Consider the following 16195-nt stretch of genomic DNA (forward strand, 5'->3'; position numbering starts at 1 on the left):
TTGGCTACTCGAACTGGCCGGATGCGACCGTGACACTTTCGGGCAGCTGACTAGTATGGGGGCCTGAAATATCACCAATAAGAACCGCAAAAGGACACACGCATGCGACGCTGGAACGGCTGGGGAGATGCAACCACGGTGGTCGAACTGCCGGCCCAGGGCGCGAGTTTTCTCGCCCAGCGGCTGGGTGACGGTCGAGCGCTGCCCGATGCCTCGCTCGAGACGGCATTGGCCCGCGTGCCGGCCTCGCGGTTGCAGGAACACGCCTTGTACAGCGTGGTTGCGCAGGATCGTCTGCTGCATGCCCGGGGGCAGAGCCTGCCGGACTGGCTGGCGTTGCGCGAAGGCGCGCTGGGGAATTATCCCGACGCCGTGGCCTTTCCCGAGACGGCAGAACAGATCCGCCAATTGCTGGCGCTGGCTCATGAACAGGACTTGTGCCTGATTCCTTATGGCGGCGGCACTTCGGTGGCCGGGCACATCAATCCGCCGGATTCCGCGCGGCCCGTGGTCACGGTTTCCCTGGCCCGGATGAATCGTCTGCTGGACCTCGACGAACAAAGCCTGCTGGCCACTTTCGGCCCCGGCGCCAGTGGGCCGCAGGTGGAAAGTCAGTTGCGCGCCCGGGGCTATACGCTGGGGCATTTTCCGCAGTCGTGGGAGCTGTCGACCCTCGGTGGTTGGGTCGCCAGTCGCTCCAGTGGTCAGCAATCGTTGCGCTACGGGCGCATCGAGCAACTGTTTGCCGGCGGGACTCTGGAAACCTTTGCCGGGCCGTTGGAAATCCCCACGTTCCCGGCCTCGGCCGCCGGGCCCGACCTGCGCGAAGTGGTGTTGGGCTGCGAGGGCCGTTTCGGGATTATTTCCGAGGTCAAGGTTCGGGTCAGCGCATTGCCTGCCGATGAACGTTTCTACGGCGTGTTTCTGCCCAGTTGGACCCAGGCGCTGCAAGCCATCCGCCAGTTGGCCCAGGCGCGGGTGCCGCTGTCGATGCTGCGCTTGTCCAACGCGGTGGAAACCGAAACCCAGCTGGCGTTGGCCGGTCATCCGCAGCAGATCGCCTGGCTGGAAAAGTACCTGTCGCTGCGCGGTGCTGCTGAAGGCAAATGCCTGCTGACGTTCGGCGTGACTGGCAATCGCCGGCAAAATGCGCTGTCCCTGAGTCAGGCGCGGCAGCACCTCAAGGCGTTCGGCGGGGTGTTTACCGGCACCTTGCTCGGCAAGAAGTGGGCGCAGAACCGCTTCCGTTTTCCCTACCTGCGCGAGAACTTGTGGAACGCCGGTTATGTGGTCGACACCCTGGAAACGGCCACCGACTGGAGCAACGTCGATAACCTCCTGACCCTGATCGAAAACAGCCTGCGTGATGCCTTGGCGGCTGAGGGCGAGCGAGTGCACGTGTTCACTCACCTGTCCCACGTCTACGGCGAAGGCTCGAGCATCTACACCACTTATGTGTTTCGCCCGGCGGCGGACTATCCCGCCACGCTGGCTCGCTGGCAGGCACTCAAGCACGCGGCCAGCCAGACCATCGTCGATAACCACGGCACCATCAGTCATCAGCACGGCGTGGGCAAGGACCACGCGCCGTACCTGCTGCGCGAGAAGGGCGTGCTGGCGATGGACACCCTGCAGGCGCTGAGCCGGCATTTTGATCCGGCCGGGCGCCTCAACCCCGGCACGTTGTTGCCGGAGTGACGGCCGTGAGCCCGAACTGGAACGCCGCGTGGCGCCAGCAAGTGCTGCCGACGCTGGCGGAGGAAACCTGGGACCTGATCGTCATCGGCGGCGGCATCAGTGGCGCCGGTATCCTGCGCGAAGCCGCGCGCCGTGGCTGGCGTTGCCTGCTGCTGGAACAGCGCGATTTCGCCTGGGGCACCTCCAGTCGATCCTCGAAAATGGTCCATGGCGGCTTGCGGTACATCGCCAAGGGCCAGTGGCGCCTGACCCGCGACTCCGTCCGCGAACGCCAGCGCCTGCTCGACGAAGCGCCGGGGCTGGTGGATCCGATGAGTTTCATGATGCCGCATTACCGTGGCGGCTTTCCCGGACCGCGAGTGCTGGGTGGTTTGTTATCCATCTACGACGCGCTGGCCGGACGGCGTAGCCATCGCTTCCATGACGCGCAACAACTGCGTTATCTGGCGCCGGGGGTGAAGGAACATGACCTGCTGGGCGGCACCTGTTTTGTCGATGCGCTGACCGACGATGCGCGTCTGGTGATGCGCGTATTGGGCGAGGCCCGGGCCGACGGCGCGGTGGTGCTCAACGGCGTGCGCGTGGAGCAATTGCTGCGTGAGGAGGGACGCGTTTGCGGGGTCCAGGTCGAAGACTGCGAAGGTGGCGCGTCATTGCAATTGCGTTGTGGTGTGCTGGCCGTGGCCACCGGTGCCTGGGCCGAGCGTTTGCGCCTGCCCGATGCCCCGCGTCAGTTGCGCCCGTTGCGTGGCAGCCATTTGTTGCTGCCGGGCTGGCGCCTGCCGGTGGCGCAAGCCTTCACTTTCCTGCATGAGAGCGACCGTCGACCGGTGTTCGTTTTTCCTTGGGAGGGCGCGACGGTGGTAGGCACCACGGACCTCGATCATCACGGTGATCTGGACCAGAGCGCGAGCATCAGCTTTGATGAACTCGACTATTTGCTGGCAGCCTGCACCCAACAATTTCCCCACGCCGAAGTAGTCGCTGACGACGTGCTGTCGACCTGGTCGGGAGTGCGCCCGGTGGTGGGCCATGCGGCGGGTGAACATCAAGGCAAACCGTCGAATGAAACCCGTGAGCATGTGCTGTGGCTGGAGCCGGGTTGCGTGACTCTGGCCGGCGGCAAACTGACCACCTTTCGCCCGCAGGCCATCGAAGTGCTCAAGGCCTGCGCGGCAATGCTCGAACGTCCCTTCAGTGATGACGCCGCGCCGGTGTTTGCCGTCGTGCCGCCGCTGACGATTCCAGGGCTCAGTGGCAACCAGTGGCGGCGCCTGGCCGGGCGACATGGCCGTGACCTGCCGAGGCTGGCGCAACTGATCGCAGAACTGGGCCATGACAGCGTTGGCGCCACGGACACCTTGTGGGCGGAACTGGCCTTTGCCTGTGAGGCTGAGATGGTCCTGCACCTGGATGACTTGCTGTTGCGTCGCACCCGTCTGGGCCTGTTGCTGCCGCGTGGTGGCGAGGAATACTTTGCCGCCATCCGCCAACTCTGCCAGCCACGACTGGGCTGGGATGATGAGCGTTGGCAGCAGGAATTACAGCGTTACCGGGCGTTGTGGCAACGCCATCACGGTTTGCCGGATGCCGCGCCTTGATGCCCATTGAAGAGAGCTCCATGGATAACCACCCGAACAAGCGTTACCTGCTGGCCATCGACAATGGCACCCAGAGCGTGCGCGCGCTGCTCTTCGACCTGCAGGGCAATCTGCTGGGCAAAGGCAAGGTCGAGTTGCAGGCCTATTACTCGACTCAACCCGGCTGGGCCGAGCAGGACCCGGAATATTACTGGGCGAAACTGGGCGAGGCGTGCCAGCAGGTGTGGCAGCAAACCGGTATCGATCGCTCACAGATCGCCGGCGTCTCCCTGACCACCCAGCGCGGCACCGTGATCAATGTCGATGCCCAAGGCAAGCCGCTGCGCCCGGCGATTCTGTGGCTCGATCAACGCCAGAGCGAAGTCGAAGGCGGGATCAAGGGGCCGTGGGGCTGGCTGTTCAAACTGGTCGGCGCGCAAGCCACCGTGGATTACTTTCGCGCCCAGGCCGAGGCCAACTGGATCGCCCGCCATCAGCCTGACGTCTGGGCGGCGACCGACAAGTTTTTGCTGCTTTCGGGGTTTCTGACTCATCGCCTGTGCGGGCGCTTTGTCGATTCCGTGGGTTGTTGCGTCGGCTACCTGCCATTCGATTTCAAACGCCTGAAATGGGCCGCGCCCAGCGATTGGAAATGGCAGGCGCTGGCGGTGCGTCCCGAGCAATTGCCGAGCCTGCTCAAGCCCGGTGAAACCCTGGGTTTTATCACCGCTGAAGCCAGTCGCCACACCGGCATTCCCGAAGGAATTCCGCTGATCGCTGCAGGTGCCGACAAGGCCTGCGAAGTCGTCGGTTCCGGTGTCGTCGACGCGGACACGGTGTGCCTGTCCTACGGCACCACCGCGACGATCACCAGCACCCGGTCGCGCTACCTGGAAATCGTCCCGCTGATCCCGCCTTACCCGTCGGCGCTGCCGGATCAATACAACTGCGAGGTAATGATTTATCGCGGTTACTGGATGGTCAGCTGGTTCAAGAACGAGTTCGGCCTGCGGGAAATGCAGCAGGCCAAAGCGCAGGGCATCGAACCTGAGCAACTCTTCGATGCACTGGTCGACGCCGTGCCGCCGGGGTCCATGGGGCTGATGCTGCAACCCTACTGGTCACCGGGTATCCGCGAACCGGGTGTGGAAGCCAAGGGCGCGATGATCGGCTTCGGCGACGTGCATACCCGCGCGCACATTTATCGGGCGATCCTCGAGGGTTTGGCGTATGCCTTGCGCCAGGGCATGGAGAAGATCGAGAAACGTTCGAAAATCTCCGTCAAGCGTTTGCGCGTTGCCGGTGGCGGCTCCCAGAGTGATGCGGCGATGCAGCTCACGGCGAACATTTTCGGGCTGCCGGCCGAGCGTCCGCATGTGTACGAAGCGTCCGGCCTGGGCGCGGCGATTTGCTGCGCGGTGGGGCTGGGTTTGCACGCGGATTTTCCCACGGCGATCGCGGCCATGACTCGGGTGGGCGAGGTGTTCATGCCGCAACCCGAGGCGCAGCAGATCTATGAGCGACTGTACAAAGAGGTTTACCTGCGCATGTACCGCCAGCTCAAGCCGTTGTACCAAAGCATCCGCAACATCACTGGTTACCCCGCCTGAAACAACACCAAAAAGTCCCCTGTGGGAGCGAGCCTGCTCGCGAAAGCGGAGTGTCAGTCACCGATGATTTCACTGACATACCGCTTTCGCGAGCAGGCTCGCTCCCACAATGGTTGACGGTGTTTCCTTCAACATCACGTGGCGCTATCGGAGAACTTTTCTGGTGAGATTGGACAGTGTCAGGGGCAGGGGCGGTTGTTAGGCTCAACCCCACTGCTCATCCAATAAGAACCAAAAGCAATGAAGCTGACATTCCTCCTGTTGCTGCTTTGTGGAACGGCACCGATGGCATGGGGCTGGTCCAACCATACGGTCGGCAGCTACCTGGCGTTGCAGGATCTGCCGGCCTTGCGCGATGCGCCGCAGGTCGAGGTCGAGCCGCTGGAGCAGTTTCTCGCGCAACAATACCCCGCCGTATCCGCGCTGCTGGACGAACAGGAACGCTTCGCTCGCGAGCACTTCGCCCAATATCCGCCGCGCCCCGACAACCTGAAATTGCCCGCCGTGCCTGGGGACAATTTGCGCCACGACTTCCTCACCGCGCTGCGGATCAATCCGCAGATTCATCTGGCCATGGTTATCCAGCCGATGCCGGGCAAGGATCTGCCCGAGCGTGAACACCTGAGGGCCGAGCAGGTCATGGTTGAGCAGACCCTCTCGCCGTGGAATCGCCAGCGTTTCATCCGCGTGGCTGACGGTGAAAAAGTCGCGCCCCTGGCCGTGTTGGCCAGCGCCGCTGACGAGCCTGATTACGGCCATGACATCAACCTGTTCAGCGACAACCCAGGCGAGGTGGGCGCCTTGTACGGCTTCGGCCTGCAGCCCTTTGGCGATCCCCGGTTTCAGTACAGTTCCCAGGCGCCGTTCCATATGGGCTTCTTCCATGAAAGTGCGGTGGTGTATGCCGCGGCCGGATTTCTTCAGCGCAGCTGGCCGGACTGGCGCGCCTACCAATACATGGGGTTGGCGCGACTGGCGTTTGCCAGCGGCCATCCTTACTGGGGCTATCGTTTTCTCGGTTGGGGGCTGCACCACGTTCAGGACCTGACCCAGCCTTATCACGCCAAGCCATTGCCCGGCGTCGAGCTGGCGAGCCTGCTGCTACTGGAAAGCAAGGCGTTGGCCGGCTTCGATGCCGACAAGCATGCCGCCATTGAACGGGTCGCCACCCGGCACATGGAAGTGGAGAAGTATCAGTCGACCTGGCTGCGTCGCCTGCTGCGTGCCGGCCGGGCACATCCGATGCTCGACGCTTATGCCGACGCTGCTCAGGACGCCAGTTACCCACCGTACTCGGTCGACTACCTGCGCGAAGTGGTGAGCGCCGAGTCCGCCGATGAATCCGCAGCGTTTGATGAAGCCATCGGACAGTGGCTGGACACGGCCCCGATCACCAGCGATTTCAGCGCCGGTAACCAGGTGCAGCGCGAAGACTTCGACCATCCGGCACTGAACCAACAGCTGTTTAAACTGCTGGGGCATTTCGGCGCGCACAGCCGGATTTATGTCGATGCGGGGCTTGCGCCATAGCCATCGCGACACCGACTTAGAAACCATAAAAACAATAAAACCAGGGAAGAGGAACAGATCATGAGAACCCGATTTCGCCTGTCCGGCGCGGCGCTCCCCGGCGTCGGGCTGGCAGGGCTGCTGCAACTGTGCGCGGTCGACGGCGTGCAGGCCGAGGAATTCAGTGTGCTGGACAATCAGGTCACTGGCTCGTTCGACAGCACGTTGTCCTATGGCCGCTTGTGGCGGGTCCAGGGCCGGGACAAGAACAACGACGACGTCAACACCAACGACGGCAATCGCAACTTCGACACCGGGCTGGTTTCCGAGGTGTACAAGATCACTTCGGAGCTTGAGGCCAACTATCAGAACTACGGGATGTTCATGCGCGGCACCGCGTTCTATGACACCCAACTGATGGACAAGCGCAACGATTACTACAGCAACAACAACCCCTCGCAACCGAGCCAGAGTTACCCGCAGGACGACCACTTCACCGGCCAGACCCGCGACATCGCCGGCAGTCGGGTGGAGATGCTCGACGCTTATCTCTATGGCAACTGGGACGTCGCGCAGATGCCGGTCACGGCCCGTATCGGGCGTCAGGTGTTCAACTGGGGCGAGGGGATTTTCTACCGGGGCGGGATCAACACCACCAACCCGGTGGACGCGGCCAAGTACCGTTTGCCTGGCGCCGAAGTCAAGGAAGTGCTGGTGCCGGTGGAGGCGCTCAGCTTCAACATCGGCCTGACCGACACCCTGACCATGGAAAGCTTTTACCAGACCAACTGGAAGGAAACCCGCATCGACCCAGTCGGTACGTTCTACTCGCAAACGGACCTGTTCGCCGACGGCGGCAACACCGGCTACAACAATTTTACCGATACTGCGCTGGACACTCCGGTGCCCGGTTTCGGCAACGTGATCGGCCTGTACAGCGCGCTGGGCAACAACCCGTTGCTCAACCAGGCCCTGAGCACTACCGGTCTTTACGCCAACGGGGTTACCCCGACTTTCGGCAATACCGTCAAGGTCGCTTCGGTCGGCAAGGATTACAACGCGCGCAACGACGGCCAGTTCGGATTTGCCTTTCGCTACATCGCCGAACAACTCAACAGCACCGAGTTCGGCGTGTACATGGTCAATTACCACGCCAAGGAGCCGACCATTTCCGCCGATCTGGGCGGGTACAAAGGGGTCGACATCAATGCGCTGACCAACCTGTTGTCCGGGGTGGCGGGCAGTCAGGCGGGGCAACTGGCCAACGGCCTGACGACTATTGATGTGCTGGGCAATATTCAGGCGCATCGCCGTTACGCCGAAGACATCCGCATGTACGGCTTCAGTTTCAACACCACCCTGGGCCAGGCATCGGTGTTCGGTGAAGTGGCGTATCGGCCGAACCTGCCCATCGGCGTTGCGGCCACCAACGACCTGATCGGCGACCTGGCCAACGGCGCTGCCGCAGCGGCGGGCGGCCAGACCATCAACATTGGCGGGCAGCAGGTCACGCTCGCCAGCCAGATCAATAACGCCGAGCGAGTGGAAGCGTTCAACACGTCCCTGGGCACCATTTACAACTTTGGCCCGAGCCTGTCGTTCGACTCGATGTTCGGCGTGTTCGAACTGGCGTCCGAGCACCTGCGCGGCAGCAGTCTGCACTACACCGCTTATGACGGCAGTACGCGTTACTACGCGGGCACCGGTAACTTTTCCTATGTGTCCGGCGGCGATCGCGCCGACCAGGTCAACCGCGATTCCTACAGCTACACCGCGATGGTCAATGGCACCTGGAACGACGTGTATGCCGGGGTCAACGTTTCGCCTTACGTCGTCTACAAGGACGACTTCAAGGGCAACAGCTATCAGGCGGGCAACACCATCGAAGGCCGCAAGGCCTACACCCTGGGGATCAAGGCCAACTACCAGAACAAGCTGGAGGCCGAGCTGCAATACACCGAGTTCTACGGCGGCGGGCAGGACAACGGCCTTCGCGACCGCGACAACGTCGGCTTCAACCTCAAGTACTTCCTTTGATTGCTACACGCAAACCCCCTGTGGGAGCGAGCCTGCTCGCGAAGACGGCCGCACAGCCAATAAAGATGTCGCCTGACACACCGCTTTCGCGAGCAGGCCCACTCCTACAGGGATCTGCTGTGTTTTGCGGACCTGCTGGATTTTTCGGAGAACGATCATGTTTCACACCTCACGACTGACCAAAACCACGCTGGCGCTGGTCCTGACCCTGGCCGCCGGCAGTACGCTGGCCGCCATCTCGCCCCAGCAAGCCGAGCAATTGAAAACCACCCTGACACCGCTGGGCGCCGAGCGTGCCGGCAACGCCGCCGGGACGATTCCGGCGTGGGCCGGCGGCATCACCCAGGCGCCGGCCGGCTACAAACCCGGTCAACACCACCCGGACCCGTACGCGTCGGACAAGCCGCTGTTCACCATCACCAAGGCCAACCTTGATCAGTACAAGGCCCACCTCAGCCCGGGTCAGGTCGCCCTGTTCAACAGCTACCCCGACACCTTCCAGATGCCGGTCTATCCCTCTCGCCGGTCGGGCTCGGCACCGCAGTGGCTGTATGACAACACCTTCAAGAATGCGACCTCGGCCAAGCTGCTCGAAGGCGGCAGCGGGTTTTCCGATGCCTATGGCGGTGTGCCGTTCCCGGTGCCCAAGGACGGGATCGAAGTGCTGTGGAACCACATCACCCGTTATCGCGGCATCTATGTGGTGCGTCGCGCCTCCGAAGCGCCGGTACAGCGCAACGGCAGCTTCGCGCTCGTGACCTCGCAGCAGGAAGGTCTCTTCAACTATTACCGTCCGGGCGGGCAGTTTGCCGACCTGAAAAACATCCTGTTTTACTACTTGGCGTTCGTGAAGAGCCCGGCCCGGCTGGCCGGCGGTGCGGCGTTGATTCACGAGACCCTGGACCAGCTCAAGGACCCGCGTCAGGCCTGGGTCTACGACGCCGGCCAACGCCGTGTGCGCCGCGCGCCGAACCTGGCGTATGACACGCCAATCGCCTCATCCGATGGCCTGCGCACGGCGGACGATACCGACCTGTTCAACGGCTCGCCGGACCGCTACGACTGGAAGCTCAAGGGCAAGCAAGAGGTCTACATTCCGTACAACAACTACAAAGTCGGCAGCCCTGACGTGAAGTACGCGCAGTTGCTCACACCGGGTCATCTCAACCCGCAATTCACCCGTTATGAGCTGCATCGAGTCTGGGTGGTCGAAGGCACGCTCAAGCCGGGCTCGCGGCATATCTATTCCAAGCGTGTGCTGTTTCTCGACGAGGACAGCTGGGGCGCCGCACTGGTGGATCAATATGACGGGCGAGGGGAGTTGTGGCGGGTGTCGATGGCCTACCTGAAAAACTTCTACGACCTGCCCACCACCTGGAGTGCGCTGGACGTTTTCCATGACTTGCAGGCGCGTCGTTACTACGTGCAGAACCTGGACAACGAAGAACCGGCCACCGTGGACTTCGCCCAACCGGTGCCGGAAGACGCGTATTTCATGCCGTCGGCCTTGCGCCAACGCGGGACTCGGTGAGGGGTGCCATTGGCCGTTCGGAAGATTGCCGGGTTTTGGCTAGGTAGGATGTGCTAGCCTGCAATCAATGATTTCATTGATTGCAGGGGGCGATATGGCCAGCATCACAATTCGAAACCTCGATGAGAAACTCAAGGAGCAGTTGCGTATCACCGCGGCTCATAACGGACATTCGATGGAAGAAGAGGCTCGCCAGATTCTAGGACGGGCCTTGGAGACTGTTGATCGGGCGGGAGGGCTTGGTAGCCGGATTCGCAGCAGATTCAGTGCAAGCGATGGGGTTGAGCTCGATCTGCCTGCACGTCAGGAAAAAGCGACTGCGGTGGATTTCTCTGAATGATAGTGCTCGATACCAATGTGCTTTCTGAATTTATGCGTATCGAGCCGGAGCCAGCCGTATTGGATTGGGTCGATGCGCTGCCCGCGATGGATCTGGCGATCAGTGCAATAACTGTGGCGGAAATTCTTCACAGCATCGCGCGACTTCCGTTTGGCAAACGTAAGCAGAAACTGGAATCTCATGCGATGGCCATGTTCGAAGAGGACTTTGCCGGGCGTATTTTGCCGTTTGATGCCCATGCCGCTGTCGAGTACGCGACGCTGGTCGCAGGTGCTGAAGCAAAGGGGAGAGCGGTTTCCATGGCAGATGCGCAAATTGCCGCCATTTGCCGAAGTCACGGGGCTTCGATAGCCACCCGCAATGTACGGGACTTCGAGTTTTCAGGGGTTGAGGTAATCAATCCGTGGGAGGCATGAACATCTTCGCCGGCAGGTAGACCGCATTCGCGAGCAGGCTCGCTCCCACAGGGGACTTGGGTCGTTCACAAATTCTGTGTTCGACCCCGTACCTGTGGGAGCGAGCCTGCTCGCGAATCGATTTTTCATTCACCGCAAGGCGAATGTCAGACTCGGAAGTGGCTGACCATCTGCTGCAATTGACCACCCAACCGTGCCAGCTCAACGCTCGACGCAGCGGTTTCATCGCTGGCAGCGGCGGTTTGTTCCGATACATCGCGCACATTGATGATGCTGCGGCTGATCTCTTCGGCCACGGCGCTTTGCTGTTCGGCAGCGGCGGCAATCTGCTGGTTCATCGACTGGATGTTGGACACCGTGCGGGTGATGTTTTCCAGCGACACACCGGCCTTGCGGGTCAGCGCGACGCTGCTGTCGGTCAGGGCGCGGCTGTTGTTCATGACCGCTGACACTTGTTGCGTGCCATTTTGCAGAGCAGCCACCAGGCCTTCGATTTCTTCGGTGGATTTCTGCGTACGCTGGGCCAGGCCCCGCACTTCATCGGCCACTACCGCAAAACCACGACCGGCTTCACCGGCGCGCGCGGCTTCAATCGCGGCGTTGAGTGCCAGCAAGTTAGTTTGTTCGGCGACGGCCTTGATCACGTCCATCACGCTGCCGATCTTGTCGCTTTCCTGTTGCAACACGCTCATGGCTTCGGTGGAACGCACCACTTCACTGGCCAGACGCTCGATCTGGGCGATGGCTTCGTTGACCACTTTGTCGCCTTCGCGGGCTTCGCCGTCTGCCGCGGCGGCGGCTTGCGACGCTTCTTCGGCATTACGTGCGACTTCCTGCACGGTGGCAGTCATCTCGTGCATGGCGGTGGCGACCTGATCGGTCTCGATCTTCTGGCTGTTCACCCCGGCGCTGGTTTGTTCGGTCACGGCCGACAGTTCTTCGGCGGCGCTGGCGATTTGCGTGACGCCGTCGCGGATGCCGCTGATCAGGTCGCGCAGGGTCACGCCCATGCGCGCGATGCCTTGCTGCAATACACCGAGTTCGTCACGGCGAGTGACGTTGACGTCCTGGGACAGGTCACCGCTGGCGATACGTTCAACCACGGCCAGGGTGTCGCGAATCGGGCCGGTGATTTGACGGGTGATGATCACGGCGGCAATTACGCCGACCAGCAACGCGAGCAAGGTGCTGATCAATTGCAAGGTACGGGCCTGGGCGCTTTCGGCGTCGCGGCGGTCGAGCTGGATCTGATACAGCTGATCGCTCAGGGTCACGATGGCGGCGCCTTGGTCGGTCATTTCCTTGCGCGCCTGCACCGCATCGGTGTTGGCCGCTTTATAGGAATGCAAGGCGTTGCGGTAGTTGACCAGCGCGGTTTCCAGCTGACGCAAGGCGTCTTGCTGAGTCTCGGCGAACTGCGCGTTCAGTGGTTTGAGGCTGGCAATCGCTGCGTCCAGTTGGCCGACGGCTTTTTGCTCGGTCTCGGCGTTGGTGGTGGCGGTGTAGCCGCGCACTTCGTAGCGGGCCAGGATGAACGCTTCCTTGGCGGCAGTGATGGCCTGGAACTGCTCGAAGCGCTGATCGCTCAGCGGCATTTGCTGCACGCGGGTGCTGATGGAGTCGATCAGCGAGCTGGCGGTTTCAGCATTGGCGCCCATGGTGTCGCGGGCACTGTTGCCGGTGCGGTAGGCGCTGCGCATTTTGTTCAGCGAGGTCTGGTACGCCGCAATGACGGTGCCTTGCTCTTTGAGCAGCTTGAGGTTTTCCGGGCTCTTGAATTTCGACAGCAACGCTTGTTGCTGAGCCGAGAAGGCGTCGAGGGTGGTCTGTACGTTCTGCGCGGCGGTTTCGTCGCCGTTGGTCAGCATGTATTGCAGGCGCACCACACGCAGCTTGGTCAGGCCGGCGTTGAGCTGGGTGATGTCGCTCATCCAGTTGCTGCGGTCAATCAGGCTGCCCAGGCTGGTCCAGCCGGTCAGGGCCAGGACGCAGGTCAATGCCAGGCCCAGGCCGAATCCCAGGCCCAGTTTCATGTTCACGCTGATATTGCCGAACCAGCTATTCATCAATTCCTCCAGGAACGTTGTGTTTCTTGATCGTCGGTTGGCTGGAAGATTGTTGTTTTTGGGAGCCAGCAAGGTAGGTCGCAGGTGTGTATCGGCCGCATTCGCGAGAGCTGAAAGGATTTTGTAGGGCGCAACCTGTAACAAGGCTTTGCGTGCCTTTTAAGCTTTTTTTCACATGAGTTTCACTCGCTGCCGACGCTTGCCTCTTTAGGCTCAGCGGATTTGATGAGCGCAGTACGTGCCGGCGAGGCGGCTTGATGTGGAATTGAGACTGAATCTACTCGGGATAAAACGCTCGATCGACTTGAGGCGCTTAGCCCGCTACCGCAATGCGGCGGTGGTGCTGGCGTCGGCGCTGCTGGTGATCCCGTTGACGGTCTGGCTGTTGCAACCCGCCGCGGTGCCGGACCTGGCCCATGGCAATGTCGCGGGTGCCAAGGCACTGACGGACGGTTGGACCAAGGGTGACATGATCGTGTTGGTGCGCCATGTTGAACGCTGCGATCACTCCCCGGCTGCTTGTCTGGCGGGCGATGATGGCATCACCGAGCGTTCCCGCAGCGTGGCGGTCAGTGTCGGCGAGCAGTTCCAGCGCCTCGGGATGAGCAAGGCGGACGTTTACAGCAGTCCGATGGTCCGCACGGCGCAGACCGCCAGTTTCATGTTCAGCAAGGCAGGCGTCGGTGAAGACTGGCTAATCAGTTGCAAGGGCACTATGTTGCGTGATGCCCTGGCGCACAAAGTGGCGGGTCGAAATCTGGTGTTGGTGACCCACAGCGAGTGCATGGCGCAACTTGAAAAAGACCTCAAGTTGCCGACCTCGACCCCGGGTTACGGCGCTTCATTGTTTATCTCCGCTCCAACACCGCAATCGACACACATGCTGGGTTTCATTGAAGCCTCCGACTGGCACACGGTAACCACCGAATGAATTTTTCTCTGGATCAGGACACACAATGCTGAATTTTTCCCGCCACCGCTTTTACTGGGTGAACTTCGGTATTGCGCTAGCCTGCGCGGCCGTGGTTTTCCTGATGTTCGACATGACCAAAATCGACATCTGGTTCAGCAACCTTCTTTTTGACCCGGTCACCCAGACCTTCCCGCTCGACAAGGTTCACTTCTTCGAGAAACTCACGCACAAGTGGGCGCGGATCATTCCCAACTGGACCGCTGAAATCGCCTTGATCGGCATGTTGCTGTCGTTTGTCTGGCCATTGGTCAACCCGCAAAAACGTCCGCGTATCGGTCACTTCCTGGAGCGGATCAAAGCCGCCCCGGTGCTGCGGTTTACCGCCGACCATCGCCGTGACTTTATCTTTGTGGTGGTGGCGTTTGCCGTGTGCACCGGCGTGATCCATTTCCTCAAGGCGCACACCAGCGTGTACTGCCCGATTGAAACGACCCTCTACGGCGGCAAGATTGCCCACATGGAGTGGTACAACAACTTCCAGCTGTTCCGCGAAGCCGGTGACGGTCGCTGCTGGCCGGGTGGGCATGCGTCGGGCGGTTTCACCATGCTTGCGCTGTACTTCGTTGCCCGCCGTTACCAGTGGCGCTTTTCCAAAGCGGTGTTGTGGTTCTCGCTGGTGCTGGGTTTCGTCTACGGCACCACGCGGGTTCTGCAAGGCTGGCACTACATGTCCCACACCTTCTGGGCCGGGATCTTTGTCTGGCTGGCGTGCCTGCTGACAGCCCTGGCGTTTTACGGTCGGGCCAGGCTGGACGTGCCGGTGCTGCAAAAGGCCGAGCGCTCCAGTGTGGATGTAGTTACAGGCTCACAAAGTAGTAAACCTGTCGCCCCACCGTCATTGTCTTGAGCACTTTCAACGGCGCGGCCGGTTCGGTATCACCGGACATGACCGCGACGTTGGACGCTGATGCCGCGAGAAACTCATGCAGTTGCGCGTCAGTGTCCAGGCCTTTGAGCAGGCGCTGGCTGTAGAACACACTGGCGCCGCCGACCCGCTCATTGGCCTGGAACAGGGCGACGTGTTGTCCATTTGCCTGCATCGTCTGAATCTGCGCGGTCAGCGGCACAAAGGACAAGGTACGATCCGCCAGCGGCATCGCCCATTGTGCGGCGCCAAGGTAGCCGCCAATCACCACGGCCAACACGCCGATCACCCCACCCCGTCGATACCGAGCGATGCGACCCAACAGCGTTGCAGCGGTTTCACGCGCCTTCAGTTTTGCGTACAGCACGCTCGCGTATTCCGCCGCAATCACCGCAGCCGCCGGTGTCATCGACATCAGGTACACGGTGCGTTTGCTCGAGGCCAGCGTCAGCATGGCGAACTGTGCCAGCAGCCACAGCGTGAAAAACAGCAAGTAACGATTGGCCACCAGGTTTTTGCGGAAATGCCACAGCCCCAGGTACACCAGAATATTCCACGGCAAAAACGCTTGTGGCAGCTTGGCCAGGTAGTAGTAGAACGGTTCGTAATGCCCGGCCTCGACGAACGAGCCGCTGAAGCGTCCGACACTGTTGGTCAGCAGCACATCCGTCACGGCCTGCGCTCCACCGCACTGATAGAGCATGACGAGCCAGATCAGCAGCGGCACCAACCCCAGCAACGTCAACAGTGCGGGGCGCAGCCAGACAGCGAAGTTCAGGCGTTTGTCGATCAGCGTGTCGGCCAACAGGTACGCGAAGATCACCACCCCCGGCATGGCCAGGCCCAGCACGCCTTTGCTCAAGGTCGCGATAGCAATCCCTGAAGCAAACAGCAGCGCATTGCCGAGCGTCAACTGCCGCTGCCCTTCAAAGAACGCGAGCAACGCCATGCTCACGCCCAACGCCAGCAAGGCGTCTTCGCCGACGCCACGCACGTTGCTCCAGTAACTGGCCATGGTGGCGAGCAGGATGCCCGCCGTCCACGCTATTTCCTTGGGGCGGCCGAACCGGCGAAGCATCGCGTAAAGAATCATCACGCTGAACAACCCGGCAAAGGCCGACGCCAGTCGCACGGCCCACGGTGTGCCGCCGAACACGCGGATCGCCGTGGCATCGAGCCACAAACTTAATGGCGGTTTCTCAAGAAACGGTTCGCCAAACAAACGGGGGGTCACCCAGTCGTTATCCAGGTGCATTTCCATGGCGATTCCGGCCACCCGAGCCTCAGTGGAACCTTGCAGTTGGTAATTGCCCAGCGCGAAGAAAAACAGCAAAGCGGCAAGCAGAAACAGTGAAGCGGCGGGGCGGGACATGGACGTCGAAGACCGGACAGAGAGCTGAGAGGCCGATCATAGGAAATGAGAGCTGAACGAAATGTGAACGGCGCGTAGTAATCGAGTAATAGAAAACCCAACCCAATGGCGACCCTTATTTCAGGCAAAAAAAAGGTTCTTCACGGATTACCGGGAAAGACGCTCTTGATCTTCATGAAAAAGAATTCGCTATCCCGG

12 protein-coding genes and 1 pseudogene are annotated in these 16195 nt (G+C 61.2%); 10 read left to right on the forward strand and 3 right to left on the reverse strand.

Translation table 11 applies throughout. From position 1 onward, the window contains the following. Positions 1-102: 102 nt before the first annotated feature. The 8 genes from ACWKV5_RS28805 to ACWKV5_RS28840 all read left to right on the forward strand — a co-directional run bounded on the left by ACWKV5_RS28805 (position 103) and on the right by ACWKV5_RS28840 (position 10721). A complete protein-coding gene (locus tag ACWKV5_RS28805) occupies positions 103-1698 on the forward strand; it encodes an FAD-binding oxidoreductase (RefSeq protein ID WP_483844023.1) in 1596 nt (531 codons plus the stop codon). A gap of 5 nt (positions 1699-1703) precedes the next feature. Next, the gene (locus ACWKV5_RS28810; protein ID WP_483844024.1) at positions 1704-3299 is read left to right on the forward strand and encodes a glycerol-3-phosphate dehydrogenase/oxidase; all 1596 of its coding nucleotides are present in this window, start codon (positions 1704-1706) and stop codon (positions 3297-3299) included. A gap of 20 nt (positions 3300-3319) precedes the next feature. Then, positions 3320-4888, forward strand: a complete 1569-nt coding sequence (locus ACWKV5_RS28815; RefSeq protein WP_483844025.1) for an FGGY-family carbohydrate kinase — start codon at positions 3320-3322, stop codon at positions 4886-4888. 240 nt (positions 4889-5128) lie between these two features. Beyond that, the gene (locus ACWKV5_RS28820) at positions 5129-6418 is read left to right on the forward strand and encodes a phospholipase (RefSeq protein WP_483844026.1); all 1290 of its coding nucleotides are present in this window, start codon (positions 5129-5131) and stop codon (positions 6416-6418) included. Positions 6419-6478: 60 nt separating this feature from the next. Then, a complete protein-coding gene (locus ACWKV5_RS28825) occupies positions 6479-8434 on the forward strand; it encodes a DUF1302 domain-containing protein (protein ID WP_483844027.1) in 1956 nt (651 codons plus the stop codon). Between the two features lie 157 nt (positions 8435-8591). Then, complete coding sequence (locus tag ACWKV5_RS28830; protein ID WP_483844028.1) at positions 8592-9965, forward strand: DUF1329 domain-containing protein; 1374 nt, start codon at positions 8592-8594, stop codon at positions 9963-9965. Positions 9966-10059: 94 nt separating this feature from the next. Then, positions 10060-10305 carry a FitA-like ribbon-helix-helix domain-containing protein gene (locus ACWKV5_RS28835; protein ID WP_483844029.1) on the forward strand — a complete coding sequence of 82 codons (246 nt, stop codon included), beginning with the start codon at positions 10060-10062 and terminating at the stop codon, positions 10303-10305. Next, positions 10302-10721, forward strand: coding sequence for a PIN domain-containing protein (locus ACWKV5_RS28840; RefSeq protein ID WP_483844030.1), 420 nt, complete (start codon positions 10302-10304; stop codon positions 10719-10721). The genes ACWKV5_RS28835 and ACWKV5_RS28840 overlap by 4 nt, the downstream gene beginning before the upstream one ends. 146 nt (positions 10722-10867) lie before the next feature. Here ACWKV5_RS28840 and ACWKV5_RS28845 read toward each other — a convergent pair whose 3' ends face one another. After that, positions 10868-11731, reverse strand: coding sequence for a methyl-accepting chemotaxis protein (locus tag ACWKV5_RS28845; RefSeq protein WP_371258951.1), 864 nt, complete (start codon positions 11729-11731; stop codon positions 10868-10870). Beyond that, positions 11726-12787: pseudogene (locus tag ACWKV5_RS28850) on the reverse strand (methyl-accepting chemotaxis protein); the annotation flags it as partial. The pseudogene ACWKV5_RS28850 and the gene ACWKV5_RS28845, both read right to left, overlap by 6 nt. A 259-nt stretch (positions 12788-13046) precedes the next feature. Here ACWKV5_RS28850 and pmrG point away from each other — a divergent pair. Then, on the forward strand, positions 13047-13718 hold the full coding sequence (gene pmrG / locus ACWKV5_RS28855) for a lipopolysaccharide core heptose(II)-phosphate phosphatase PmrG (protein WP_483844031.1): 672 nt from the start codon (positions 13047-13049) through the stop codon (positions 13716-13718). A gap of 25 nt (positions 13719-13743) precedes the next feature. Beyond that, positions 13744-14607, forward strand: a complete 864-nt coding sequence (locus ACWKV5_RS28860) for a phosphatase PAP2 family protein (RefSeq protein WP_483844032.1) — start codon at positions 13744-13746, stop codon at positions 14605-14607. On the opposite strand, the gene ACWKV5_RS28865 is transcribed toward ACWKV5_RS28860, so the two are convergent. Continuing rightward, complete coding sequence (locus tag ACWKV5_RS28865) at positions 14558-15997, reverse strand: ArnT family glycosyltransferase (RefSeq protein ID WP_483844033.1); 1440 nt, start codon at positions 15995-15997, stop codon at positions 14558-14560. The two genes, ACWKV5_RS28860 and ACWKV5_RS28865, sit on opposite strands and share 50 nt — an antisense overlap. Between the last annotated feature and the right edge of the window lie 198 nt (positions 15998-16195).

This window comes from Pseudomonas oplopanacis, from assembly GCF_057128725.1.